Source organism: Streptomyces sp. Go-475, assembly GCF_003330845.1.
In the GTDB taxonomy this organism is placed as follows: domain Bacteria; phylum Actinomycetota; class Actinomycetes; order Streptomycetales; family Streptomycetaceae; genus Streptomyces.
The window spans coordinates 3,923,317-3,945,745 of record NZ_CP026121.1; the positions used below are offsets into that span (position 1 = coordinate 3,923,317).

Sequence of the window (22,429 nt, forward strand, 5' to 3'; positions counted from 1 at the left end):
GGTCGGGATCTGTGCCGCCGCCCAGTCCCTGGTCATCCACCCCTCCGACGCCGCCCGGCTCGGGCTTCCCGAGTCCCGGATCGCCGAGAAGGACATCCGGCCGGTCAGCGGCCTGCTCACGGCCCTGACCGCCCTCGACCCGGCCCCGCTGCACCACCCCCGCCCCCCGGAGCACCGGGTCGTCGGCACCTGCCGCCACTTCGCCATCCTGGCCTGCGCCTTCCTCCGGGCCCGGGGCATCCCGGCCCGGGCCCGATGCGGCTTCGGCACCTACTGCGCCGAGGGCCGCGGCCTCGACCACTGGATCACCTAGTACCGGCACGCGGACGAGCGGCGCTGGGTGCGGGTCGACACCGAGCACCTCGGCAACGGGTACGTCGAGCGCCCCGAGGACCTCGCGGCCCTGTGCAAGCACGAGATGCTCAACCGGGACGAGTGGGGCCGCATGACCGAGGGCTACGAGAGCCGGACGGGCCCCGACCACGACCTCCTCATCGACACCCCCGCCGGCGCCCACTTCTTCGTGGGTACTGGGCAACGCCCGGGCTCCGGGCCAAGCTGGTCGCAGGGCGGCGGTGAGGCGTCGGAGCGAGGCACGGGACGGGGGTGACGCACAGGTCAGGAGGCCGGTCGGGTGGCCTCCGTCAGTTGTTCCAGGCGGCGGTGGCCCGCGCCGAGGGCGTCTCCGCGACCGAACTGGCGCCCTTCGCCCAGGGCATCGGCGCGATCCTGCCGCCACTGTTCGCGGAGACCGCGGCGGACGCCGACGCCGGCACCTACACCGGCGAGGGCAATCCGCTGACGTCGGCCGTGTCGTCCATGGCCCATATCGTCCACGTCTCGGAGGAGCACGGCATCGACGCCGGTGTCATGCGCGCGGCCGAGGGCATGGCCCGCCGGGCCATCGGGCTCGGCCACGGGGAGGACGGTTTCATCCGTATCGCGGAGGTCATCGCACGGCGGTGAGACCCGGCCGGGGCGCCGGTCAGGGCGAGCGCTCAGGCCTGGGACTCCTCGAATCCCTGATCCGCCAGGATGCTGTCGATCCGCGCCCGGTGTGCCGACTCCCACATGTCCAGGGTCTCCCCGGCCTCCTTCGCCAGCTTCGCCCGGGCCCCGGCCAGGATCTCCTCGCGGCGGTCCCCGGGCACCACCACGACGCCCTCCTCGTCGGCCACGACCACGTCGCCCGGGTCGACGGACACCCCGCCGCAGCGCACCCGCTCGTTCAGCGGCCGTGCGGCCGACTTGGTGCCCGGGATGGGGATGACGCCGCGGGCGAACACCGGGAAGCGCGCCTCGCGCACCTCGGCGAGGTCGCGGATCAGCCCGTCGGCGACGAACGCGGTGACGCCGCGGCGCTGGGCGACGGCGCACACGTTGCCGCCGGCCAGGGCGTAGTCCAGGTCTCCCGACTCCACGACGACGACCGCGCCGGGGGCGGCCCGGTAGATCGCCGCGTGCAGCATCAGGTTGTCCCCGGGCGGACACCGTACGGTGAAGGCCGGCCCGGCCACCCTCGGCACCGGCCCCCACAGCGGCCGGATCCCGATGTCCATCACCTGCGCGCGGCCCAGCAGATCGGCCAGCGTGGTCGTGGGTATGTCCGTGAACGCGTCGACGTCAGCCATGACATGGACCCTAAGGCCTGCCGTGATCAGAAGGGCAGCGGTTTCGCCCGCACCACCTCCAGCCGCGACACCGCCCGCGTCAGCACCACGTACAGCCGGTGCAGCCCCCGCTCCTCCGCCTCGGCGATCGCGGCCGGCTCCACGGCCACCACCTGGTCGTACTCCAGGCCCTTGACCACGCTCGCCGGCACCAGGGACACCCGCGCGCCGAGTTCCTCCGGGCCCGCCGCCGCGATCCCCGCCGCGTCCAGCGCCGCCCGCACCCGGGGCACGTCCGCGTCCGCGGCGACGACCCCGACCGAGCCCTCCCGCTCCAGCGCGTCCCGTACGGCGTCCACGACCGCCGCGGGCACCGCCTCCGGCGCGGCCTCCCGCATCCGCAACTCCCCGTCCCCGCGCAGCGAACGGGCCTTCGGCACGTCGACGTCCAGCCGTTCCAGCAGCCGGTTGGCCAGCCCGACGACCGCCCGCGGCACCCGGAAGCCGGTGGTCAGCTCGACCACGGCCGCGTCCGGCTTCCCCAGGTGCGCGAGAACCGTGCGCCACGAGCGCGCCGCCCACGGCGTCGTCCCCTGCGCCAGGTCGCCCAGCACCGTCAGCGACCCGAAGGGCGCCCGGCGGGCGATGGCCCGGCACTCCATCGGGGACAGGTCCTGCGCCTCGTCGACGACGACGTGCCCGTACCCCTCCGGATGCTCGATCAGCCCGGCCACCTCGTCGAGCAGCACCAGGTCGGCGGCCGACCAGCGCGCCGACTTCCACGACCGCGGCGGCCTCGCCCACAGCAGCGCCCGCTGCTCACCGGCGTCCAGCAGCCCGTCCGCGGCCGACGCCAGCGCCGCCTCGTCGCCGAGCAGTCCGGCCACGACCTCCTCGGGCCGCACCCGGGGCCAGACGGCGTCGAGGTACGCGGACACCGGCCGGGCCCGCTCGACCTTGCGCACCCAGGCGTTCGCGGGCGGCCCGGCCCGCCGCTCGGCCTGCTCGCGCAGACACCGCACGATCCGCGCCCGCACCCGCTCCCGCCCGACCCCGTACGGCGGTTCCTCCTCCCGTACGTCCCGCACGATCCGCGCCAGTTCCTCCGCCGGCACCCGCCACCGGTACGACCCGTCCGGCACGGCGAGTTCGCCGGCCCCCTCCGCGCGCACCCTCGCGTACAGCGCCCGCCGCAGCACCTCGGCCATCCGGGCGTCGTGCTTGACGACGGCGGCGGAGTCGTCGTCCACGGCCCGGACCGGCCAGTGGGCGATCTCCTCGGCGAGCGTCGACTGCCGCACCCCGGTCTCGCCGAGGGCCGGCAGGACCTCCGCGATGTACGACAGGAAGGTGCGGTTGGGCCCGAGGATCAGCAGGCCGCCGCGCCGGACGCGCTGCGGGTGCGTGTAGAGCAGGTACGCGGCCCGGTGCAGGCCGACGGCGGTCTTGCCGGTGCCGGGCGCGCCCTGCACGCACACCGACAGCGCGAGATCCCCTCGGACGAGGTCGTCCTGCTCGGGCTGGATGGTCGCGGCGATGTCCCGCATGGGCCCGACGCGCGGCCGTTCGATCTCCTGGGCGACGATCTCGCTGGCGCGGCTCTCCCCCTGCCCCAGGTACTCGTCCTCCAGGCCGGTGAGATCCCCGGAGTCGCCCCGGCTGCCGGGCGCCCACCCGAACCGCCGGCGCACGGCGACGTCCTGCGGGTCACGGGCCGAGGCCTGGTAGAAGGCGCGCGAGACGGGTGCGCGCCAGTCGACGACGAGGGGCGGTTCGGCCGGGTGCTCGGAGATGCGCAGCCGCCCGATGTGCAGGCGCCCGGCCGCGTCCTCGAACTCCAGCACCCCGAAGAACAGGGGGCCCTCGGGCAGTTCCCGCAGCGCCTTGGCCCGGCTGCGCAGCCGGTAGCCGAGGACTTCGGCGTCGGCGCCCGAGGCGGAGACGTCCTCCCCGATGACGACCTGTTCGCCGGCGCCCTCGACCATCGCGGCGAGGGCGGCCCGGCAGCGGTCGTGGTGGGCGCGTTCCTGGGTGAGGACGTGCTGGAGGGCGGGTTCGGTCGGCGTCATTCCACCGAGCGTACCCAAAAAACGTGACTGAGTTAAATTAGTTACCGAGTATCAGGGTGCGGAGGCGGTGGTGTCCTGCCCTCGGGCACGCCGCAGGCGCGGCGGCATCCCGGCCGCGAGCCACCCGAACGCCCGCTCCGCCGCCGCCACCGCCTCGGCCCGCAGCTCCGCCGCCCGCTCCCCCGCCGCGATCCGACGCCAGTTCTCCAGCGCCAGGATCCGCTGCACGGCCATGATCTGCCCGGCCGCGAGCCGCGCGTCCAGATCGCCCCCGAGCACCTCGGCGAGCGCGGCCTCGGACCGCTCCTGGTGCAGTTGCGCCCGGGCGACCAGGGAGGGCGTCTCGTAGAGCAGGCCGTGGAAGGCGAGCACCCGGGGATCATCGTTGAGCCCGGTCACCGGATCGCCCCGCTCCAGCCCCTCCAGGAAGTGCCGCCGCAGCGCCTCCACGGGCGCCCCCGCCGACCCCGCCACGACCCGCGCGGCCTCCCCCTCGTGGTCGGCGATCCGGTGCAGCACCAGATCCTCCTTGGCCGGGAAGTACCGGAACAGCGTCGGCTTGGAGATCTCGGCCGCCGCCGCCACCTCGGCGACGGACACCGCGTCGAACCCCTTCTCCAGGAAGAGCCGGATGGCGATGTCCGACACCGTCTCGTACATCCGCCGCTTCTTGCGCTCACGCAGCCCGGTCTCGCTCATGAGGGGAGCCTACGCAGTGCTCCGGCGGCCGGAACGAGGCTCCCGTCGACAGGCCTGCCCGGGTGGTGCCGGTCCGACGGCAGCAGCACGGCGTCACGGCCCATGCCCCCATTCCCCCTCGACCAACGGCCCGTACGAGGTGATCACCGCCGCGGCCTCCGCCTGGCACAGCGCGCGGATCTTGCGTTCGTTGCGTCCGTAGCCGACGAACCCCACACCGGCCCGTGCGGCCGCCTGCACGTCCGTTGCCGTGTCGCCGATCATCACCGCGTCGTCGGGGCCGAGGCCGAGGACGCGCAGTGCGCGAAAGAGGACGTCGGGGTGTGGCTTCATCAGTCCCGGATCGTCGGCGCGTCGGCCCTGAACCGTGGTGAAGTACGAGAGCAGTCCGCGCCGTTCGAGATACGCCTCGGCCGCCAGCGCAGAGTTGTTCGTGACCACGGCCAGAGCCACTCCCCGGCTGTCCAGCTTGCGGAGGAGGGCGTCCGCGTCCGGGGTGTGCCACTCGTGGTGTGCGGCGACGAGTTCGGCGGCGGCGAGTTCACCGGCCGTGACCCGTTCCTCCAGGAGGCGCAGCAGCCCGCCCAGGCCGGGCGACCCTGCCCGCAGCGCTCGATGGACCGCGCGCAGGACCACATGCGGATCCTTGTGGGTCCGCTCGGCCGCACTGAGGAGGTGAGAGGCACCGAAGGCCTGGATCTCGCGTCGGAGGTCGTCGGCGACCGGCTGCGACCTGCCCTCGGGGAAGAGCCGACAGATCGGCCCGTCGAAGTCGAAGAGCACACAGCGGGCCCCGGCCAGCACTCTGCGTACGTCCGTGAACCTGTCGACGCCGACCGCCATGTCGTATCCGCTCGCCTTCCCCGCTCGGTCCGTCTCAGTTCGGCACGCCCGTCGGCTCCCTGCGCCCCGCGGAGACCGGACGGGGTTGCCGGGCTCGATGCCGCCGCCTTGGCGAACGCCGGGCTATGTCTTCCTGATCGGGCTCATCACCACGGGGCCCGTCCGCAGCCGACCGAACACGCCATTCCTGGTCTGCGGCATGCCACCGGCGCAGTGCTTCACGGACCTCGTTCTCGTCCCGGGGTTCACCGGTGAGTCCCAGCGGCTGCCAGGCCCGGTGCAGCGCACGGCACACCCGGTCGGCCGCCTCGGACAGTTCGCGTTCCGCGGGACGCTCGGACAGGTACAGCGCGGCCCGCATCACGTCCGGGTAGAGCGACTGGACGTACTCGAAGTCGCGGTAGACGCGCAGGCCTCGGTCCAGGTCGGCGGTCATCTCGCCGTGTCCGGCGCAGCGCATCGCCTGGGCCCACAGGTCGATCATCGCCTCGCGCTCCTCCTTGGCGTAGTCCATGCGGACCAGATGCGTCGCGAGGTCGTGCAACGGGTCGCCGTAGAGGGCGAGTTCCCAGTCGATCACCGCCAGACGCTCGCCCTCCTCTGCGGGCAGGACCAGCACATTGGCCCGGTGGACGTCCGTGTGCAACAGGGCGAAGGGACGCCGGGCCGGGGGAGGAACGATGTTCAGAAAGCGTTCGACGGCATCACGGGGAATGCCCACGGCATCGAACAGCATGCCGAAACGCGGCCGATTGGCCTGGTCCACCCGCTGCTCGGTGAAGCCGGCCAGCCACCTCAGGAACCCTTCGCTGTCGCCGTCGTCCGGCCAGTCCGCAGGCCGCGGGGGGAGAGCGCACCCGGGCACCCCGGCGAGTTCCGCGAAGAACTCGGCGAGCGCGGACAGCCGGTCAGGGCCGATCCGCTGCCCCGAGGGGGCCACCTCGGCGAGGGTAGGGCCCGGCAGGTACTCGTGCAGGGACCACTCTCCGAAGTCCGCCAGGCAGCGCGGAACATGACGCACCCGGCCGTCGAGCACCCTCAGCAGCTCGGACTCCCGTCGCCAGAGCCGTGGCACTACTTCGACCGCCTGCATGGGCGTACGGAACTTGGCGAGAACGTCTCCCGAACGCTGCCGCAGCAGACATGCCAGCGGAGTCCCCAGGGGCATGACGAGGTTCGTGTTGTGATGGCCGGAAACCACCTCCCCGTCGGGGCTGCGGCGCCTTGCCTCCGCGAGTCGGCGTACCAACGAATGGAACGCTCTGCGGTGCAGAGGGGACGACATGAGCGCACAGAGTAGTACGACGACCGGCGTGAATCACCGCGTGCCACTATCTGGACGCCCCCTTCACACAGTGGGCCGGAACGTCTCACTTCTCTCGACGTGCCGTTGAACCCAGAACGTTCCAAGTCGCCTGGAACCAGTCACGCAGGTCTTCGAAGAACGCCACATCGCGGGCATCCACGGACCCGCTGTGGAAGTAGTGGAGCTTCGAGAAGGCGCCGATGACATCAATCGCCTTCACCTGCGTCTCCTCGTCGTCGTCGAGTGTGATGACGGTCTTCTCCGGCATGTACATCCCGTACAGCAGGTGCTGCCTGTTGAGGATGTACAGCTTGAAGGGAGGCGTCAGCGGTACACGCTTGACCTCCAAGCGGGCGTCGACACCACGCTCCCTGAGCTGGGCGACCAAATCGCTCATCTCCCTGGCGTACCGGCGCGCCATCGCCCGCCAACGCTGGTGGATCCGTGGGTCGTCCGGGTCCTCCGCCTGGGGATGGGCCAGCGACTGCTCCTCACCGGGCACCAGCATGCGGATGTGCAGGGAAGTCGGCGCAGCCCTCTTCTCGACGATGATGCGTTCGGCCTGTCTCTTGAGATGGCCGTACAGGGTTTCGGAGGTCAACGAGAAGACATCGATGCTCACCTCGCCCGTCTCCTGAAAGGCCCGCTCGATCCACGATCCGAGGGCAGGCCGGGCGGCCGCCTGGTCCACGACCCTCTTCCGCGGCCCGGAAGGCTGGTCCAGAACCCGGCTGCCGCTGCCCTGACGGACGTCGAGCAGGCCTTCGTCGGCGAGCTGCCCGAGAACGCGCCGGAGTGTCTCCCTCGAAACGCCGAGGTCCGCGGCCAGCTGCCGTTGGGCCGGCAGCATGCTGCCGGCCGGGTACGTCTCGTCCGCGATGCGGTTGCGCAGGAGCTCCGCCACCTGCAAGAACCTACGGCCGGCGCCTTCCCTCTTCGCTGAGCTGGTCATGCCCAGAACCTACCGCCCTCCAACCGGAAGCACACCAACCTCAGTCCAGTTTCACCCAACCAATGAACGACCAATTGGACCGGTGATTAAGGATCTACACATGCGGCTAGACCACTTTTAGGCAACCAGTCCAATTGGTTGGCAGGTGGCGGCCCAGCGGCCGACGGCCCACAAGGGGGACATCGTGGTGATAGCGCCGGCTCTGCAGTTCGTGGGTGTGGTGCTCGTGCTCGGCTTCGAGCAGCTCGTGCAGTGGAAGCTGGGGGCGATGGGGATGGTCGCCCTCTTCCTTCTGGCCGTCGGTCTCAAGGCACGGAACTCGACGTGCGTGTCCCTCGGCGCCGTGATCCTGCTGATCCTCATGACGAAGCCCTGAGCCGCGGCCTGGTCTCAGCCCCGCAGAAGCTGCAGCAACGGCTCCAGCGAGGGCAGCACGACTTCTGCCCCGGCTTCCCGCAGCGGTTCGGCCGTCCGGTCGCTGCGTGCGTAGCCCAGGAACGGTACGCCCGCGTGCTTCGCGGCCAGGTAGTCGGTAGGAGTGTCGCCGATCATCAGGGCGGACGACGGGGCGGCTCCCATGGCACTCAGCGCCCGGTTCAAGGAGTGCGGATCCGGCTTGAGCAGCTGAAGGTCGCTCGTCCGGCCGTAGACGTGCGGGGAGAAGCACGGGAGGAGACCACGGCTGGTGAGGTACTGACGGATCACCCGCGGTGAGTTGTTGCTGGCGACGGCCAGGCGGGCACCGACAGCTGTCCAGGTGCGGATCAGCGGGTCCGCGTACGCGGTCGGCATGGCGGTGACGGCGGCCCGCGACTCTTCCTGGGTGAGACGTTTCTCCAGCTCCGTGACCAGGTCACTGCCGGGATGCCGGCCATCCACGGCGCGCAGAACCATGTGGGGGTCGAGCGAGTCACGCTCGTCCCCGGTGAGGAGGCCGTGCAGGCCGCGGCCCTCCAGCCAGGACACCAGGTCGCGCGCCACACGCTCCGCCGAGTGGCGCGCGAACAGCCGGCAGATGGGCCCGTCGAAGTCCCAGAGCACGACATGGGCGCGTCTGATCAGATCGCGGAGTTCATACGGATCACCTTCGGTCGCGATCCTCACCGAACCAGTCTTCGTCGTATCAGAAGTCACTAGGAGAGTGTCAGGTCCGTCGTGATGGTTTCCCAGAGGGCGTCGAACCACTTCTGGGATTCCTGCACGAACGCCGCGTCCTGCCGGCCCGACCGCTTCACGAAGGAGAAGAGGAGGGACTGGGAGCCCAGGACGTCGTACATGTCCAGGGTCTGGCTGCCCCACTCCTCCGCGCGCCTGGTCAGCATGTAGTAACCGATCAGCGCCTCCTCCTGGTTGAGCAGGTACAGCTTCACGGGCGGGGTGAAGGGCAGCGCCCGGAACGTGACATGGACGTCGATGCCGTGCGTCGAGCGCAGCGCCAGCAGGTTGTGCTGGAGCACCTGCCCCTGGGCGTTGCGCATCGCCAGCCAGCGCTGGTGGACCGGGTTGCCGTCACCGTGCGCCTCCACGGGCACAGGGAAGGCCAGTTCGATGTCCCGCGACGGGACGAGGATGCGGACGTCGATCGACTCGGGGCGGATCCGGCCCTCGTGGATCAGCCGGAGCGGCTCGCCGAGGGCCACCATCAGCGTCTCCGCGGTGTGGCAGACGACGTCGACGCGGACCCGCGGGACCGAGAACGCCTCCGTCAGCCGGGGCGCCAGCCCCACCATCGTCGGCTGCGGCTCGCCCCGGGCCGGAGCCGGCGCGGCGATCCGCGGCGGGCTGCCCTTGCTGACATTGGTGAGGAGTCCGTCCTCCTGGAGTACTCGCAGGGCCTGGCGCACCGCACCGCGTTCCACGCCGAACTCCTCCGCCAGTTCGGCCTGGGTGGGCAGGCGGTCCCCCGGCCTGAGCTCACCGGCACGGATACGCTCCCGCAGGTGGTCGGCGATCTCCTGGGACGAGAGCCTTCCGCTGCCGTTCACTGCCACGTTCTCCTGAGTCACGAGCACACCGTACGACCGATGTCACCTGCGCTGTGGCGTTCTCACCAGCACTGGCTACAGCGGACATGTGATCGCGACCAGGACTTCCTCCAGTGAGCGAACGACGTGCGACGCCTGGACGCCCACGTGCGTCAGGTGGCGCAGCTTCTGATCGTCGCGCGCGTAGCCCAGGAACGGGACACCCAGCTCCTGTGCCGCCTGGTAGTCCGTCCCGGCATCGCCCAGCATCAGCGCCTGGGACGGGTCCGCACCCAGGGCATCGAGGGCCTGGAGCAGGGAGTGCGGGTGGGGCTTCATCTGGCTGAGGTTCCTGGTGCGCCCGTATATGCAGGGGAAGCAGCCCTCGAGGTGCCGGGTCTCGATGTAGGAGGCCGCCGCGAGCGCGGAGTTGTTGGTCGTGATGGCGAACCTCGCACCCAGTCCCGACCATGTTCTGATCAGCGGATCGGCGTACGGCGTGGGCAGCGCGGTGGGAACGGCGAGGAGTTCATGCTGGGTGAGCCAGTCCTCGAGCCGAGTGATCAGGTCGCTGTCCGGATGCCGTTTATCCACCTCCAGCAGTACGGCCTGGGGGTCGAGGTAGAAGCCTTCCTCCTCTGTGAGCAGCCCGCCCAGCCCCTGCCGTCTGATCAGCTGCACCAGCTCCCGGGCCACCTCGGACGCCGGGTGACCCGCGAACAGGCGGCAGATCGGCCCGTCCAGGTCCCAGAGGATGTAACGAGCCGGAGCGAGCAGTCTCCGCAGTTCTTCGGTCGACGCCGTCTCCCCGCGAGAAGTCACCAGGACAGTGTCAGGTCCGTCGTGATGGTTTCCCAGAGGGCGTCGAACCACTTCTGGGTTTCCTCCACAAGCCGGGCATCGCGGTGTCCGGCCTGCTTCAGGAACGAGAAGAGGAGGGACTTCGAGCCCAGCGCGTCGTACATGTCCAGGGTCCGGCTCCCCCACTCCTCTTCTCGCCGGGTCAGCATGTAGTACCCCAACAGCGCCTCCTGGCCGTTGAGTACGTACAGCTTCATGGGCGGGGTGAAGGGCAGCGCCCGGAACGTGACGTGGACGTCGATGCCGTGCGTGGAGCGCAGCGTCAGCAGGTTGTGTCTGAGGACCCGGAGCTGGGCGTTGCGCATCTCCAGCCATCGCTGGTGCACCGGGTCGTCCTCCCCCTGCTCCTCGACGAGGCGGGGAAATGCCAGGTTGATGTGCCGCGAGGGGAGCAGGAGGCGCAGGTCGATCGACTCGGGGCGGCTGCGATTCTCGTGGATACGGCGCAGTGGTTCTCCGAGGGCCACCATCAGCGTCTCCGACGTGTGGCAGACGACGTCGACGCGGACGCGCGGGACCGAGAACGCCTCCGTCAGGCGCGGCGCAAGCCCCACCATGGTCGGCTGCGGCTCGCCCCGGGCCGGAGCCGGCGCGGCGATCCGCGGCGGGCTGCCCTTGCTGACGTTGGTGAGGAGTCCGTCCTCCTGGAGTGCCCGCAGGGCCTGGCGGACGGCGCCGCGTTCCACGCCGAACTGCTCCGCGAGCTCGGCCTGGGTGGGCAGGCGGTCGCCCGGCTTGAGCTCACCCGTGCGGATACGTTCCCGCAGGTGGTCGGCGATCTCCTGGGACGAGAGCCTTCTGCTGCCGTTCACTGCCACGTTCTCCTGGGTCACGACCAAACGCTACAACCCTGATCCATCTGGCGGGAGTTGCTTGAAAGTTGTTTATAACTAGGGACCAAGTGGGGACAACTCAAGCATAGTTGGTTGCCAACTTCTCGGAGTTGGCGGAAGTTTTGCTTCCGAACTTCCGAAGGGGGAACCCCGATGCCTGCCCTCGCTCTCCTCTCCGCCACCTTCGTCGTCCTCTTCGAGCAGCTCGTCCAGTGGAAGTACGGCCCGGCCGGCATCGTCGGCCTGCTCCTTCTCACGGTGGGCATCAAGGCCAAGAGCCCGGCCGTCAGCTCCGCGGGAGCGGTCGTGCTCGCGCTGCTGATCACAGGGCCCGCCCGGTAGGTCAGCTCGTGAGCACCAGCTCCGAACTGATCGTCTCCCACAATGCGTTGAACCACAGGTGGGACTGCTCCACGAACGTCGTGTCACGCAGGCCCGGCCCCTGCTGGAAGGAGAACAGCATCGACTGGGTGCCCTGGGCGTCGTACATCTCCAGGTGCTCGTGGTCGATCTGGGCCTCCCGGCGCGTCAGCGTGTAGTACGCGAACAGCGCCTCCGTGCCGTTGAGCAGGTACAGCTTCACCGGCGGGGTGAAGGGCAGCGCCCGGAACGTCACCCGGACGTCGATGCCGTGCGTGGCGCGCAGCGCCAGCAGGTTGTGCTGGAGCACCTGCCCCTGCGCGTTGCGCATCGCCAGCCAGCGGTCGTGCACCCAGTCGTCGTCGCGCCCCTCGACCGGCACCGGGAAGGCGAGGTCGATGTCCCGGCTCGGCAGCAGGACCCGGACGTCGACCTTGGCCGGTTTCAGCCGTCCGGCGTGGATCTGGCGCAGCGGCTCACCGATGGCCAGCGTGAGGGAGATGGAGGTCAGGCACACGGCGTCGATCTCGACGTGCTCCGCCGCGAAGGCCGCCGCGATCCGGGGCGCGAGGGCCACCGTCGTGGGCAGGGGCGGGGCTTCCGGGCCGGTCAGCGCCCCGGCGGGATCCGGGGCCACGGTCGCCGGGCTGCCCTTGGACACGTTGGTGAGCAACTGCTCGGACTGCAGGATGCGCAGCGCCTGGCGCACCGCCCCGCGTTCGACACCGAACTCCTGTGCCAGCTGCGCCTGGGTGGGCATGCGTTCACCCGGCCGCAGTGCACCCGACCTGATCCGGGCGCGCAGCTCGTCGGCCACCTCGTGATGTGTCCGCTGTGGCCGTAGCGACCTCTTCCGTCCATTGACGGAGGCGTGTTCCGGGTCCACACCTCAACGCTACAACTTCCCGCCATCTTTCGGCAGTTCACGGAAAGGTGGTTATGAGACGCTTCCAAACGGAGATAAGAAGAGTGAAGTTGGTCGCCAACTTGAGCGACATGGTCGGACCTCCAGGAGGTTGGCCACCCGCCACGGGACTCCCTTCCGGAGGGGAGCCGGGAGCCCCGCCAGGCCGGCACCACCGCACAACAACCACAACCGAACAGCTCGCTACGGATGCGGGTCCCTGTCCACCGGCAGAAGGGAGCGACTCAGAACAGGTCCGGGCACCACGGCCGCCTGGACGTACGCAGCAGGGCGTCGGCCTTCCGGGCGGCGCCCGCTCGTTCTTCCCGCACGCGCCCGGCCGCCGCGAGCCGCACCGCCGACTCGTCCCCGAGCCACAGCGCCCCCAGCTCGCCCAGGCCGAGCACGAGTTCGGCGCTCTGACGGGTCGGCGTACAGGACGCCCCCTCGGCACCGGCCTGGAGCCGGTAGCGCCCGCCGGTCAGCCCGTCCACCCCGGCGACCTCCAGCACCAGCGTCCCCTCCCCCTCGTACGTCCGCGCCTCCAGGGCCCGTTCGACGTCGAGGATCCGCACCCACAGCCAGTCCGCCAGCGTGGTGATCGCGGCCGCCCGCGGGTCGGGCAGGAGCAGCGGGAGCAGGTCGTCGGGCGCCCGTGAGCCGCTCTTGACGCGCACGACCCAGTCGATGGAGCAGAGGTACTGCCACAGGGCGCGCTCCGCGGCCGGGGTGACGCCGGTCAGCCACCGCACGGTCGCCGTGTTCAACGGCTGCTTGCCGTCACCCCAGTTGTCGTCGACGTCGTAGGCGGCCATGCCCTCGACCTCGCCGGACGCCGAGCGGTACACGGCGAAGAAGGGGTCCTTCCAGGTCGGGTCGACCCGTACGGCGCCGGTGTTCCACTTCCACCACAGCTCGTCGCGGTCGATGGCGCCGGGCTGCCGGCGGCACAGCCGCGCGTGCAGGCCCGGGCCGAGCCTGCGGACGTCCTCGCCCTCCACGAGATCGATCCGCCCGCCGTCCGCCGGGCCCGCCCAGCGGGGGTCGAGGCCGGCGCGGGGCACGTCGATCGTCCACTCGGCCGTCCAGGTCGCCGGCCCGAAGCCGTAGCGGCCGTAGATCGGGTACTCGGCGGCGATCAGCGTCGCGACGACGTCCCCGCGGTCCTTCGCGGCGGCCAGGTCCCGCGCCATCATGCTGCTGAGCAGGCCGCGACGGCGGTGGGTGGGGTGGACGGTGACGCCCGAGACGGCGTCGGCCCGGACCCTCGCCCCGCCCACGGCCGTCAGCTCCTGGTCGAAGGAACGGAAGGTCGCCACACACCGGCCGCCGTCGAAGGCACCGAGGTAACGGCCCGCCACGAACCGCTCGCGGCGCCCCTCGATCTCCTCCTCGGACAGCACGGGCACCCGCAGGAAGCCGGTGCTCACGGCCCGCAGCCAGTCGGTGAACTCGGCTTCGGTGACGGGACGTACGTCGATGCCGTCGGCACGGGAAGCAGGGGCCATGGGCCTCACGCTAAGGGGAGGGCCGGTCGGTGTCGCGTCAATATCCGACCGGCCCTCCCCGACGCCCCCAGGGGCGCTCACACCAGCAGGTCGTCGACCTGCGCCTCCCCTTCGCGGTAGCGGCGGGCGATCTCCGCGCTGCACTCGTCGGCCGTGCGCTGGAGCCGCTGGCGGCGCCGGGAGACCTGCTGCTCGTAGCGCACGAGCCGCCCGATCCCCGTGTTCAGTTCCAGGTCCGTGCGCGCGCCCAGGTCGGACAGCTCGACCTCGCCGAGCATCTCGGCGGCCAGCCGCCGGTACTCCTCGCCCTGGGGCGTGCCCAGGGTCACGTGCCGGGCGGAGGAGCGGTGCCGGGCGGGGGCGTCGCGCAGGATCTCCGCGAGCCGCTCGACGACGGACGCCTCGGCGGGCGCGGCGAGGGCGGCCTCCCCCTCCGGGCTGCGCCGCGCCAGCTCCGCGCGGAGGATGTCGATCCGCCCCTGCAGCAGCCGCCGTACGTAGCTGAGGTCGGCCTCGTCGCGCTGGGCCTCGCGGCGCAGCGCGCGCAGCTCGGGCAGGCTCAGTGCGGCCAGGTGGTGTTCGGGAGTGTCCGAGGGCAGCCGCGGGCTGTCCGTGCGCTGTGTGGGGGGCCGGTGGTACTCCGGCGCCCCGATCCCCGTGTACGTCGACCAGACAGCCCCCGGCTGCTGCCCGGTGCTTGGTGTGCTCATGTGCCTCGACCGTCCCCTCGACCGGTGTGTGCAAGCATCGTGCCACCCCAAGTGGCCGCTATGGGAACGAGTGCCCCCGATAGACCCCAGATGGGCGGTTAAGCAGCAAAATACGGTCCAGCGCTGGCAGTTGGCGCCCGGCGCAAACCACCCTTTCGGGCCATGCGCGCACCGGTCACGGCACTGACGTCACCTCCCGGCATGATGGACACATGCGAGCTGTGGTGCAGAGGGTGGACGGCGCGAGCGTCGTCGTGGACGGCGAAACCGTGGGGGCGATCGAGGGCGAGGGGCTGTGCGTCCTCGTCGGCGTGACCCACGAGGACACCAAGGAGAAGGCGGCCCAGCTGGCCCGCAAGCTGTGGTCGATCCGCATGCTGCACGACGAGAAGTCCTGCAGCGACGTCGACGCCCCGCTCCTGGTGATCAGCCAGTTCACCCTCTACGGAGACGCCCGCAAGGGCCGCCGCCCCACCTGGAACGCGGCCGCCCCCGGCGATGTCGCGGAGCCCCTGGTCGACGAGGTGGTCGCCCAGCTGCGCTCGCTGGGCGCGACGGTGGCGACGGGCCGTTTCGGGGCGGCGATGCGTGTATCACTGACGAACGACGGCCCGTTCACCGTGCTGATCGAGATCTGACCCGAAAGAATGACAAGCTCTACGGCTCGACGACGACTTCCTGGGCCGCCGCCGTGTCCCCGGCCACCAGGGGCGCGTCCACGGGCACGTTCCGCTTCACCAGGGCGAGGGCGACCGGGCCCAGCTCGTGGTGGCGCACGGAGGTCGTGATGAAACCGATCTTCCGGCCGTCGGGGCCGTCCGCCGCGAGCCGCAGCTCGGTGCCGGCCACCGGCAGGTGCACCTCGCTGCCGTCCAGGTGCAGGAAGACCAGGCGGCGCGGCGGCTTGCCCAGGTTCTGCACCCGGGCGACCGTCTCCTGGCCGCGGTAGCAGCCCTTCTGCAGGTGCACCGCCGAGCCGATCCAGCCCAGCTCGTGCGGGATGGTGCGGTGGTCGGTCTCGAAGCCGAGCCGGGGCCGGTGCTGCTCCACGCGCAGCGCCTCGTAGGCGAGGATCCCGGCGGGCGGCCCGGCCTGCGCGGCGTACGCCTCCAGGTCGGCGCGCGGCAGGAACAGGTCCCGGCCGTGCGGCGTCTCCCGTACGACGGCGTCCTCGGGGACCTCGGCGATGGAGCCGGCCGGGAGGTGGACGACCGCGATGTCGGCGGTGCGGTCGGCGACCTCGACCCGGTAGAAGAACTTCATCGACTCCAGGTAGGCGATCAGCGCCTCCTGGGTGCCCGGCTCGACGTGGGCCCAGACCGTCGCGCCGTCGTCGACGAGGTACAGCGCGTGCTCGATGTGGCCGTTCGCGGAGAGGATCAGCGCCTCGGTGGCCCGGCCCGGGGGAAGCTCGCTGACGTGCTGGGTGAGCAGCAGGTGCAGCCAGGCCAGCCGGTCCTCGCCGGTGACGGTGACGACCCCGCGGTGCGAGAGGTCCACGAAGCCGGTGCCGTCGGCGAGGGCGCGCTGCTCGCGGAACAGGTCGCCGTAGTGGGCGGCGACGCCTTCGTCCACGCCCTCGGCGGGGACGGCGCCGGGCAGGGTCAGCAGGGGGCTCTTCATATCCGTAAGCCTACGACTCGGTAGTTGAAGCCTTGAGCGTGCACTCCTGGCAGCGGCCGAAGATCGCGAAGTGCTTCAGGTCGGTGTCGAACCCGAACTCGGCGCGCAGCTTGGCCGTGAACTCCGCGGCCACGGAGACGTCCGCCTCGATGACGCCCTCGCAGTCCCGGCACACCAGGTGGATGTGGTGGTGCCGGTCCGCGAGGTGGTACGTCGGCGCCCCGTGCCCCAGGTGCGCGTGGCTGACCAGCCCGAGTTCCTCCAGCAGCTCCAGCGTCCGGTACACCGTGGAAATGTTGACCCCCGACGCCGTCTTCCTCACTTCCACGAGGATGTCGTCGGGGGTCGCGTGTTCCAGGGTGTCCACGGCTTCGAGCACGAGTTGCCGCTGCGGGGTCAGCCGGTAGCCGCGCTGCCGCAGATCGCTCTTCCAGTCGGTGCTCACCACACGGACGAGTCTAGAACTACTTGAAGAAGGCGATGCCGTCGTCCGGCAGGTCGTCGGGCAGGGCCTTGGCCCAGCGCTCGACCTCCTCCGGGGTGACGGCCTTCTTCAGGTGGGCCGACATGTAGGGGCGCAGCTCGACCTCGGGGGTCTGCTTCTCGCCGACCCACATCAGGTCGCTGTTGACGTAGCCGTACAGCCGCTTGCCGCCGCTGTAGGGCCGGGAGGCCGCCGTGCGGGCCACCGCGTCGGTGACGAGGTCGATCTGCGGCTTCTTGTCGGCCAGCTCGCCGTACCAGATCTCGATGACGCCGTCGTCGCGGGTCATCGTCACCTCGACCTTGCGGTCGGCGTCGATCCGCCAGAAGCCGTGCTCGGACTCCAGCGGGCGGACCTTGTTGCCGTCCTTGTCCAGGACCCACGAGTGGGACCGGTACTCCAGGAAGTCCCGGCCGTCGTGGGTGAAGGCGACCTCCTGCCCGAAGTTGCACTTCTCGGAGCCGGGGAAGTCGTGCACACCGGCCCCCGCCCAGTTGCCGAGCAGGAAGGCGAGCGGGACGAGGTCCTTGTGGAGGTCGGACGGGATCTCGATCATCAGAACTTCCTAGAGGTGGGTCAGCGCTGGCCCTGGTACAGCTTCTTCACGGTCAGTCCGGCGAACGCGAGGACGCCGACGGCGACCAGGACCAACAGGATTTCGAAGAAAAGCTCCACGGGGTGCTCCTTGAGCGGGGTGCGGATGTGTGCACAGGGCCGGCCCCAGCTTACGCGGGCCCCTTCGGCACTACGATTCCGGCTATGGCGAAGAAGCTGGTGATCAAGGTGACGGCCGGGGCGGACGCCCCCGAGCGGTGCTCCCAGGCGTTCACGGTCGCGGCGGTGGCGGTGGCCAGCGGCGTCGACGTCTCCCTGTGGCTGACCGGTGAGTCCTCCTGGTTCGCCCTGCCCGGCCGCGCCGCCGAGTTCGAGCTGCCGCACGCGGCGCCCCTGCCCGACCTGCTGGACTCGATCCTGGCGGCCGGCCGCGTCACCCTGTGCACGCAGTGCGCGGCCCGGCGCGAGATCTCGGAGAAGGACGTCATCGAGGGCGTCCGCATCGCGGGCGCGCAGGTCTTCGTCCAGGAGGCGCTGGGGGACGAGACGCAGGCGCTCGTCTACTGAGGCTCCTGAGCGCTCTCCGTGTGGAGGCAGAAGGGGTGCCCCGCCGGGTCCAGGAGCACCCGGACGTCGTCCTGCGGCTGGTGCTCGGCGAGCCGCGCGCCCTCGGCCAGGGCCCGCGCGGTCTCGCCTTCCAGGTCGTCGACCTCGATGTCGAGGTGGATCATCATCTGCTGCCGGTCCGGCGTGCTCGGCCAGGCGGGCGGCCGGTAGGCGGGCTCGGTCTGGAAGGACAGGCCGGTCCCCCCGTCCGGCGGCCGGATGTGCACCCAGTCCTGCCACTCCTCGCCGCGCCACACCCGCCACCCGGGCAGCAGCCGCAGGTAGAAGGCGGCCAGCTCACGGGCGTTCGGGGCGTCCAGTGTCGCCGCCGTCAGGCGCACGGTTCCTCCCCCTCGTCGACGTCAGTACCGGCGCTTCTTGCCGTCCAGCTCGTCCCACCACTCGTCGGACTGCGGATCCCCGGACGGGTCGTCCCACCAGCGGTCCTCCGGCCCGCGCCGGTTCGCGACCATCGCGGCGACGGGCGGGATCACCATGGCCACCACGCACATCCCCACGGCCACGGGGACGGACCACAGGCGCACGACACCCCACGCCAGGACGAAGAGGCCGATGCACAGGCCCATCATCGCGAAGTACGTGTGCCGTCGCCGTGCGTACATACGTCCAGCGTAGGTCCGGGCAGGCCGAAGGGCCGCACCCCAGGCGTCCAACCCGAGGGGTGCGGCCCTTCGAGGACCCGTCGCCGTCAGACGGCGATCGCGACCTCCGCCAGGCCGCCCTTCTGGGCGACGACCGTGCGGTCGGCGGTGGCGCCGGGCACGAGGGCGCGGACGGTCCAGGTGCCCTCGGCCGCGTAGAAGCGGAACTGTCCGGTCGCCGAGGTCGGCACCTCGGCCGTGAACTCGCCGGTCGAGTCCAGCAGGCGGACGTAGCCCACCACGGGCTCGCCGTCCTTGGTCACCTGACCCTGGATCGTGGTCTCACCGGGCTTGATCGTCGAGGCGTCGGGGCCGCCGGCCTTCGCACCACACATGTCGTACTCCTGAAGGGTTGGGAGAGGTCGGTCGGGGTTGCCTACTTGTTGGCGCCGAGCTCGATCGGCACGCCGACGAGGGAGCCGTACTCGGTCCAGGAGCCGTCGTAGTTCTTGACGTTCTGGACGCCGAGCAGCTCGTGCAGGACGAACCAGGTCAGCGCGGAGCGCTCACCGATGCGGCAGTAGGCGATGGTGTCCTTCGCCAGGTCGACGCTCTCCTCCTCGTAGAGGGCCTTGAGCTCCTCGTCCGACTTGAAGGTGCCGTCGTCGTTGGCGTTCTTGGACCACGGGATGTTGCGGGCGCTCGGCACGTGGCCGGGGCGCTGGGACTGCTCCTGCGGCAGGTGGGCCGGGGCGAGGAGCTTGCCGGAGAACTCGTCGGGCGAGCGCACGTCGACCAGGTTCTGCGAACCGATGGCGGCGACGACGTCGTCCCGGAAGGCGCGGATGGACGTGTCCTGGGCCTTGGCCTTGTAGTCCGTCTTCGGACGCTCCGGCACCTCGTCGCCGGGGACCAGCTCGCGGGCGTCCAGCTCCCACTTCTTGCGGCCGCCGTCGAGGAGCTTGACGTTCTCGTGGCCGTACAGCTTGAAGTACCAGTACGCGTACGAGGCGAACCAGTTGTTGTTGCCGCCGTAGAGGACCACGGTATGGTCGTTGGCGATGCCCTTCTCCGACAGGAGCTTCTCGAAGCCCTCCTGGTCGACGAAGTCGCGGCGGACCGGGTCCTGGAGGTCCTTGGTCCAGTCGATGCGGATCGCGTTCTTGATGTGGTTCTTCTCGTAGGCGGACGTGTCCTCGTCCACCTCGACGATGGCGATGGTCGGGTCGTCCAGGTGCTCCTGGAGCCAGTCGGCGTCGACCAGGACGTCGCTGCGGCTCATGCTCTTTCTCCTCCGGGGCAGTTGCGGCGGGGCGTGCGAGATCTGCGGGGCGCGCGCCCATGACGAGGGCGGCGCACGGGTGCCCTTGATGCAGGGCGGCGGGGATGCGCGCGCCGGCTCACGGGCCGACGCGGTCGCTCAGAAGGTGCGACAGAGCATGGCGGCGACGCGGCACAGGTCTACTGCCCGCCGCTTCGTGAGGTCCGCCTGTCGCTTCATGCCGTCGATCGTAGGGACGGCAGGGCGGGCGTGTCACCGGTGTGTCGCATATTGAGACGACATGGTCCGGGATATGGGATCAGTGGGCCGTCGGGACGCTCGCCGCGAGCCCCGCGGCCTCCTGTATCCACCGTCACATCTGCGCTGCGGACGCTGCCGTCTCGCCCACCGGACGGCGCGGGTCGGGTCCGCCGTGCCCGTACCTACCCGGCGAGCCGGACGTCGGAACCCTTCACCGTGATCTCGACGCCGTTCGGGGCCGCCTGGACCGTGTCCAGCTTGATGCCGCCGGGCAGACCGTCGATCTTCTGCTGGAAGTCGGTGATCGCCCGGACGCGGTTCTCGGCGAGGTCGACCCCGGCGAACTCGGGCAGGCCGTCGGCCTTCACCCGCACGGTGTCGCCGTCGACCACCGTCACGGTGCTGAGCACGGAGACCGGCTCGGGCACCTTGGTGCCGAGCACGGTGGCCTCGACCGTCACCTTGATCTTGCCGTTGCCGCCGTCGGAGAGGCCGACGACGTGGGCGGTGACGCCCGGGGCGACCTGGGTGGGCTCGGACTTCGCCGTCTTCAGCAGCTCGTCGTAGGAGATGGTCGCCGTGCCGGTGGCGCTGGTGGCGGTGGCGGAGCTGTAGTCGCCGGAGAACTCGACGCCCTTCATGTCGGCCCGGAGGTCGTCGATACGGATCCGCTGGGCGCCGTTGCCCGCGGCGGCCTCGTAGTTCTTGATGCCGACCTCGATGTCGTCCAGGGAGCCGCCGACGACCTGGGTGAGGAACGGGAAGCCCTTGATGCTGACGTCCGGGGTCGCCGCGAGGTTCTCCGTCGCCTTCAGCCGGTCGGCGGCCTCGCCCTCGGCGAAGTTCACGGCGAGCCGGTCGGCGATGACGAAGAGGCCCCCCAGGATCACGACGAAGATCAGCAGTATTCGCAGTGCGCGCATGCGGTGTTTCCCCCACCTAGGTGGTTGTGACGGCGGTCCCGACGACCGGGCGGCCGTCCCAGCGTGAGGGTAACGCCGTGTGGTGCGAGGGCCAGGGGTTTGTCGATCAGCTGTGACAGCCGCTACGCCAGCGCCCGCCCCAGCACGTACACCACCGGTGCCGCGGCGGACAGCGGCAGGGCCACGCCCGCCGTGAAGTGGACGAAGCGGGACGGGTAGTCGTAGCTCGCGACCCGGTGGCCGATCAGGGCGCAGGCCGCCGCGCCCGCGCCGAGCAGCGCGCCCGACGGGCCCAGGCCCGTCAGCGAACCGGCCGCGACACCGCCGCCCGCCGCCGCGAGCAGCGCCACCACCACCGACGCCGCCGTCGGCAACGGCAACGCCCGCGCCAGGACGGCGACCGCCACGGCCACCGCGCCCACCGTCACGGCGTCCGCGTCGGCCGCGAGGTACCCGCCCGCCACGATCGCCAGCGCCGCCGCCGCGACCGTCGCCATCAGGCCGTACATCCGCTCGTCCGGGTCCGCGTGCGAGCGCAGCTGCAGGACCAGCGCGAGCAGCACCCACACGCCCAGCGTCCCCAGGATCGCCGCGGGCGAGCGCCCCGAGGCCAGCAGCGCGGCGTCCGCGGCCAGCGCGCCCGCGAAGCCGAGCGCGATGCCCTGCCGCGCCGGCCACATCCCGTTCAGCCGGAACCAGCCCGCCGCGGTGACGGCCTGGAGGACGACGAGCGGCACCAGCAGCGCGTACGTCCCGACCGCCGCCGCACCGGCGAGCAGCAGCCCCAGCAGCGCGGTCAGCGCGGCCGGCTGCATCCCGGGCTCGATGATCGGCGACCGGCCCTCCGCCCGGGCTCGCTGGGCGTCCGTGACGCGCGTGTTCCCGCCGACGGTGGCGGGACCGTACCCGGGAGCGCCACCGGAGGCCTCGGCCGCCTCAGCGGGCGCCGGAGCCGGTGCCGGGGCCGCGTACCCCTGCGGCGGCAGATACGCCGTGTCGGCGGCCGCAGGCGCGGACACCGGCTGGTGCGTCTGCGTCTCCCACGTCTGCCCCTGCCACTGCTGCGTGTACTGCTGGTCGGCGTGCGGGGCCTCGTACCCCGGATAGACCTGCTGCCCCTGCTGGTACCCCTGCCCGGGCCACGCCTGCTGCGGCTGCTGCTGCCCGTAGGGGTCGTAGCCGGCGTAGCCGTCGTACGGCTGGTTGGTCATCGTCACCCTCCTGCGAACGGCGGGAGCACCTCGACCGTGCCGCCGTCGGCCAGCCGTACCGTCTCATGGGCGCGGGTGCCCACGGGGTCGCCGTCCACGAGGAACGAGCAGCGCCGCAGGACGCGCTCCAGTTCGCCCGGGTGTCGCTCGCGCACCCCGGTGAGCGCCTCGGCGAGCGTGGCCGCCTCGTACGGCTCCTCGGCCACCCCGGCCGCGGCCTTGGCGGCGGCCCAGTAGCGCACCGTGACCTTTGGCATCTGCTTCCTCAATCGCACCGTCACAAC

Annotated in this window: 29 protein-coding genes and 1 pseudogene; 7 read left to right on the plus strand and 23 right to left on the minus strand. The window is 71.1% G+C overall.

Features of this window, described 5'->3' with window-relative positions:
• Positions 1-148: 148 nt before the first annotated feature.
• The 3 genes and pseudogenes from C1703_RS40145 to C1703_RS18020 form a co-directional block, all read left to right on the plus strand.
• Positions 149-313, plus strand: a complete 165-nt coding sequence (locus C1703_RS40145; protein ID WP_269803231.1) for a transglutaminase domain-containing protein — start codon at positions 149-151, stop codon at positions 311-313.
• Between the two features lie 27 nt (positions 314-340).
• Positions 341-610, plus strand: coding sequence for a hypothetical protein (locus C1703_RS39745; protein ID WP_232840520.1), 270 nt, complete (start codon positions 341-343; stop codon positions 608-610).
• A 50-nt stretch (positions 611-660) separates the two neighbouring features.
• Positions 661-966 (plus strand): annotated as a pseudogene (locus tag C1703_RS18020) (NAD(P)-dependent oxidoreductase); the annotation flags it as partial.
• 32 nt (positions 967-998) lie between these two features.
• Here C1703_RS18020 and C1703_RS18025 read toward each other — a convergent pair.
• From C1703_RS18025 to C1703_RS18050, 6 genes are all read right to left on the minus strand, one after another.
• Positions 999-1,631 carry an RraA family protein gene (locus C1703_RS18025; RefSeq protein WP_114253841.1) on the minus strand — a complete coding sequence of 211 codons (633 nt, stop codon included), beginning with the start codon at positions 1,629-1,631 and terminating at the stop codon, positions 999-1,001.
• Positions 1,632-1,657: 26 nt separating this feature from the next.
• A complete protein-coding gene (locus tag C1703_RS18030; RefSeq protein ID WP_114253842.1) occupies positions 1,658-3,679 on the minus strand; it encodes an AAA family ATPase in 2,022 nt (673 codons plus the stop codon).
• A 51-nt stretch (positions 3,680-3,730) separates the two neighbouring features.
• A complete protein-coding gene (locus C1703_RS18035; RefSeq protein ID WP_114253843.1) occupies positions 3,731-4,378 on the minus strand; it encodes a TetR family transcriptional regulator in 648 nt (215 codons plus the stop codon).
• Between the two features lie 93 nt (positions 4,379-4,471).
• Positions 4,472-5,221, minus strand: coding sequence for an HAD-IA family hydrolase (locus C1703_RS18040; RefSeq protein ID WP_114253844.1), 750 nt, complete (start codon positions 5,219-5,221; stop codon positions 4,472-4,474).
• A gap of 34 nt (positions 5,222-5,255) precedes the next feature.
• The gene (locus C1703_RS18045) at positions 5,256-6,389 is read right to left on the minus strand and encodes an aminoglycoside phosphotransferase family protein (RefSeq protein WP_232840521.1); all 1,134 of its coding nucleotides are present in this window, start codon (positions 6,387-6,389) and stop codon (positions 5,256-5,258) included.
• Between the two features lie 202 nt (positions 6,390-6,591).
• The gene (locus C1703_RS18050; protein WP_114253845.1) at positions 6,592-7,479 is read right to left on the minus strand and encodes a winged helix-turn-helix domain-containing protein; all 888 of its coding nucleotides are present in this window, start codon (positions 7,477-7,479) and stop codon (positions 6,592-6,594) included.
• 184 nt (positions 7,480-7,663) lie between these two features.
• Between C1703_RS18050 and C1703_RS18055 the strand changes: the two genes are divergently transcribed.
• On the plus strand, positions 7,664-7,855 hold the full coding sequence (locus tag C1703_RS18055) for a hypothetical protein (RefSeq protein ID WP_114257482.1): 192 nt from the start codon (positions 7,664-7,666) through the stop codon (positions 7,853-7,855).
• Between the two features lie 14 nt (positions 7,856-7,869).
• Here C1703_RS18055 and C1703_RS18060 read toward each other — a convergent pair whose 3' ends face one another.
• From C1703_RS18060 to C1703_RS39750, 4 genes are read right to left on the minus strand one after another with little or no spacing between them, the layout of a single operon-like run.
• Complete coding sequence (locus C1703_RS18060; RefSeq protein WP_232840522.1) at positions 7,870-8,583, minus strand: HAD-IA family hydrolase; 714 nt, start codon at positions 8,581-8,583, stop codon at positions 7,870-7,872.
• Positions 8,584-8,612: 29 nt separating this feature from the next.
• The gene (locus tag C1703_RS18065; RefSeq protein ID WP_114253847.1) at positions 8,613-9,491 is read right to left on the minus strand and encodes a winged helix-turn-helix domain-containing protein; all 879 of its coding nucleotides are present in this window, start codon (positions 9,489-9,491) and stop codon (positions 8,613-8,615) included.
• A gap of 48 nt (positions 9,492-9,539) precedes the next feature.
• Entirely contained in the window at positions 9,540-10,265 is a 726-nt protein-coding gene (locus C1703_RS18070; RefSeq protein ID WP_232840523.1) for an HAD family hydrolase, read from the minus strand.
• A complete protein-coding gene (locus C1703_RS39750; RefSeq protein ID WP_114253848.1) occupies positions 10,262-11,143 on the minus strand; it encodes a winged helix-turn-helix domain-containing protein in 882 nt (293 codons plus the stop codon). Before C1703_RS39750 ends, C1703_RS18070 begins: the two co-directional genes overlap by 4 nt.
• A 147-nt stretch (positions 11,144-11,290) precedes the next feature.
• Here C1703_RS39750 and C1703_RS18080 point away from each other — a divergent pair, with 147 nt between their 5' ends.
• A complete protein-coding gene (locus C1703_RS18080; protein ID WP_114253849.1) occupies positions 11,291-11,479 on the plus strand; it encodes a hypothetical protein in 189 nt (62 codons plus the stop codon).
• Between the two features lies 1 nt (position 11,480).
• On the opposite strand, the gene C1703_RS18085 is transcribed toward C1703_RS18080, so the two are convergent.
• The 3 genes from C1703_RS18085 to C1703_RS18095 form a co-directional block, all read right to left on the minus strand.
• Positions 11,481-12,383: a winged helix-turn-helix domain-containing protein gene (locus C1703_RS18085; RefSeq protein WP_114253850.1), complete on the minus strand. Its 903-nt coding sequence runs from the start codon at positions 12,381-12,383 to the stop codon at positions 11,481-11,483.
• 263 nt (positions 12,384-12,646) lie between these two features.
• Positions 12,647-13,909, minus strand: coding sequence for a GNAT family N-acetyltransferase (locus C1703_RS18090; RefSeq protein WP_114253851.1), 1,263 nt, complete (start codon positions 13,907-13,909; stop codon positions 12,647-12,649).
• Positions 13,910-13,986: 77 nt separating this feature from the next.
• Complete coding sequence (locus C1703_RS18095) at positions 13,987-14,619, minus strand: aerial mycelium formation protein (protein WP_114253852.1); 633 nt, start codon at positions 14,617-14,619, stop codon at positions 13,987-13,989.
• Positions 14,620-14,831: 212 nt separating this feature from the next.
• Between C1703_RS18095 and dtd the strand changes: the two genes are divergently transcribed.
• Positions 14,832-15,257, plus strand: coding sequence for a D-aminoacyl-tRNA deacylase (gene dtd / locus C1703_RS18100; protein WP_114253853.1), 426 nt, complete (start codon positions 14,832-14,834; stop codon positions 15,255-15,257).
• Positions 15,258-15,276: 19 nt separating this feature from the next.
• On the opposite strand, the gene C1703_RS18105 is transcribed toward dtd, so the two are convergent.
• The 3 genes from C1703_RS18105 to C1703_RS18115 are packed head-to-tail and all read right to left on the minus strand — an operon-like array spanning position 15,277 to position 17,282.
• Positions 15,277-16,242 (minus strand): folate-binding protein YgfZ, encoded by a 966-nt coding sequence (locus tag C1703_RS18105; protein WP_114253854.1) that lies wholly within the window; start codon positions 16,240-16,242, stop codon positions 15,277-15,279.
• 10 nt (positions 16,243-16,252) lie between these two features.
• Positions 16,253-16,690, minus strand: a complete 438-nt coding sequence (locus C1703_RS18110) for a transcriptional repressor (RefSeq protein ID WP_114253855.1) — start codon at positions 16,688-16,690, stop codon at positions 16,253-16,255.
• A gap of 16 nt (positions 16,691-16,706) precedes the next feature.
• Positions 16,707-17,282, minus strand: a complete 576-nt coding sequence (locus C1703_RS18115) for an FABP family protein (RefSeq protein WP_114253856.1) — start codon at positions 17,280-17,282, stop codon at positions 16,707-16,709.
• 203 nt (positions 17,283-17,485) lie between these two features.
• Here C1703_RS18115 and C1703_RS18125 point away from each other — a divergent pair, with 203 nt between their 5' ends.
• The gene (locus C1703_RS18125; RefSeq protein ID WP_114253857.1) at positions 17,486-17,848 is read left to right on the plus strand and encodes a DsrE family protein; all 363 of its coding nucleotides are present in this window, start codon (positions 17,486-17,488) and stop codon (positions 17,846-17,848) included.
• Here C1703_RS18125 and C1703_RS18130 read toward each other — a convergent pair.
• The 7 genes from C1703_RS18130 to C1703_RS18160 form a co-directional block, all read right to left on the minus strand.
• On the minus strand, positions 17,842-18,228 hold the full coding sequence (locus tag C1703_RS18130; protein WP_114253858.1) for a VOC family protein: 387 nt from the start codon (positions 18,226-18,228) through the stop codon (positions 17,842-17,844). The two genes, C1703_RS18125 and C1703_RS18130, sit on opposite strands and share 7 nt — an antisense overlap.
• A 21-nt stretch (positions 18,229-18,249) precedes the next feature.
• Entirely contained in the window at positions 18,250-18,510 is a 261-nt protein-coding gene (locus tag C1703_RS18135; protein WP_114253859.1) for a DUF3099 domain-containing protein, read from the minus strand.
• A gap of 86 nt (positions 18,511-18,596) precedes the next feature.
• Complete coding sequence (locus C1703_RS18140; protein WP_031121416.1) at positions 18,597-18,884, minus strand: DUF1416 domain-containing protein; 288 nt, start codon at positions 18,882-18,884, stop codon at positions 18,597-18,599.
• A gap of 41 nt (positions 18,885-18,925) precedes the next feature.
• Positions 18,926-19,771, minus strand: coding sequence for a sulfurtransferase (locus tag C1703_RS18145; protein WP_114253860.1), 846 nt, complete (start codon positions 19,769-19,771; stop codon positions 18,926-18,928).
• Positions 19,772-20,193: 422 nt separating this feature from the next.
• Positions 20,194-20,934 carry a DUF2993 domain-containing protein gene (locus C1703_RS18150; RefSeq protein WP_114253861.1) on the minus strand — a complete coding sequence of 247 codons (741 nt, stop codon included), beginning with the start codon at positions 20,932-20,934 and terminating at the stop codon, positions 20,194-20,196.
• 122 nt (positions 20,935-21,056) lie between these two features.
• On the minus strand, positions 21,057-22,145 hold the full coding sequence (locus C1703_RS18155) for a hypothetical protein (protein ID WP_114253862.1): 1,089 nt from the start codon (positions 22,143-22,145) through the stop codon (positions 21,057-21,059).
• 2 nt (positions 22,146-22,147) lie between these two features.
• Positions 22,148-22,402 carry a MoaD/ThiS family protein gene (locus C1703_RS18160; RefSeq protein WP_114253863.1) on the minus strand — a complete coding sequence of 85 codons (255 nt, stop codon included), beginning with the start codon at positions 22,400-22,402 and terminating at the stop codon, positions 22,148-22,150.
• Positions 22,403-22,429 lie beyond the last annotated feature (27 nt).

Bases quoted from the DNA above. Each gene is read 5' to 3' on its own strand.
- C1703_RS18025 (WP_114253841.1), bottom strand. From the start codon at position 1,631: ATGGCTGACGTCGACGCGTTCACGGACATACCCACGACCACGCTGGCC.
- C1703_RS18030 (WP_114253842.1), bottom strand. From the start codon at position 3,679: ATGACGCCGACCGAACCCGCCCTCCAGCACGTCCTCACCCAGGAACGC.
- C1703_RS18035 (WP_114253843.1), bottom strand. From the start codon at position 4,378: ATGAGCGAGACCGGGCTGCGTGAGCGCAAGAAGCGGCGGATGTACGAG.
- C1703_RS18040 (WP_114253844.1), bottom strand. From the start codon at position 5,221: ATGGCGGTCGGCGTCGACAGGTTCACGGACGTACGCAGAGTGCTGGCC.
- C1703_RS18045 (WP_232840521.1), bottom strand. From the start codon at position 6,389: ATGCCCCTGGGGACTCCGCTGGCATGTCTGCTGCGGCAGCGTTCGGGA.
- C1703_RS18050 (WP_114253845.1), bottom strand. From the start codon at position 7,479: ATGACCAGCTCAGCGAAGAGGGAAGGCGCCGGCCGTAGGTTCTTGCAG.
- C1703_RS18080 (WP_114253849.1), top strand. From the start codon at position 11,291: ATGCCTGCCCTCGCTCTCCTCTCCGCCACCTTCGTCGTCCTCTTCGAG.
- C1703_RS18090 (WP_114253851.1), bottom strand. From the start codon at position 13,909: ATGGCCCCTGCTTCCCGTGCCGACGGCATCGACGTACGTCCCGTCACC.
- C1703_RS18095 (WP_114253852.1), bottom strand. From the start codon at position 14,619: ATGAGCACACCAAGCACCGGGCAGCAGCCGGGGGCTGTCTGGTCGACG.
- dtd (WP_114253853.1), top strand. From the start codon at position 14,832: ATGCGAGCTGTGGTGCAGAGGGTGGACGGCGCGAGCGTCGTCGTGGAC.
- C1703_RS18105 (WP_114253854.1), bottom strand. From the start codon at position 16,242: ATGAAGAGCCCCCTGCTGACCCTGCCCGGCGCCGTCCCCGCCGAGGGC.
- C1703_RS18115 (WP_114253856.1), bottom strand. From the start codon at position 17,282: ATGATCGAGATCCCGTCCGACCTCCACAAGGACCTCGTCCCGCTCGCC.
- C1703_RS18125 (WP_114253857.1), top strand. From the start codon at position 17,486: ATGGCGAAGAAGCTGGTGATCAAGGTGACGGCCGGGGCGGACGCCCCC.
- C1703_RS18135 (WP_114253859.1), bottom strand. From the start codon at position 18,510: ATGTACGCACGGCGACGGCACACGTACTTCGCGATGATGGGCCTGTGC.
- C1703_RS18140 (WP_031121416.1), bottom strand. From the start codon at position 18,884: ATGTGTGGTGCGAAGGCCGGCGGCCCCGACGCCTCGACGATCAAGCCC.
- C1703_RS18145 (WP_114253860.1), bottom strand. From the start codon at position 19,771: ATGAGCCGCAGCGACGTCCTGGTCGACGCCGACTGGCTCCAGGAGCAC.
- C1703_RS18150 (WP_114253861.1), bottom strand. From the start codon at position 20,934: ATGCGCGCACTGCGAATACTGCTGATCTTCGTCGTGATCCTGGGGGGC.
- C1703_RS18155 (WP_114253862.1), bottom strand. From the start codon at position 22,145: ATGACCAACCAGCCGTACGACGGCTACGCCGGCTACGACCCCTACGGG.
- C1703_RS18160 (WP_114253863.1), bottom strand. From the start codon at position 22,402: ATGCCAAAGGTCACGGTGCGCTACTGGGCCGCCGCCAAGGCCGCGGCC.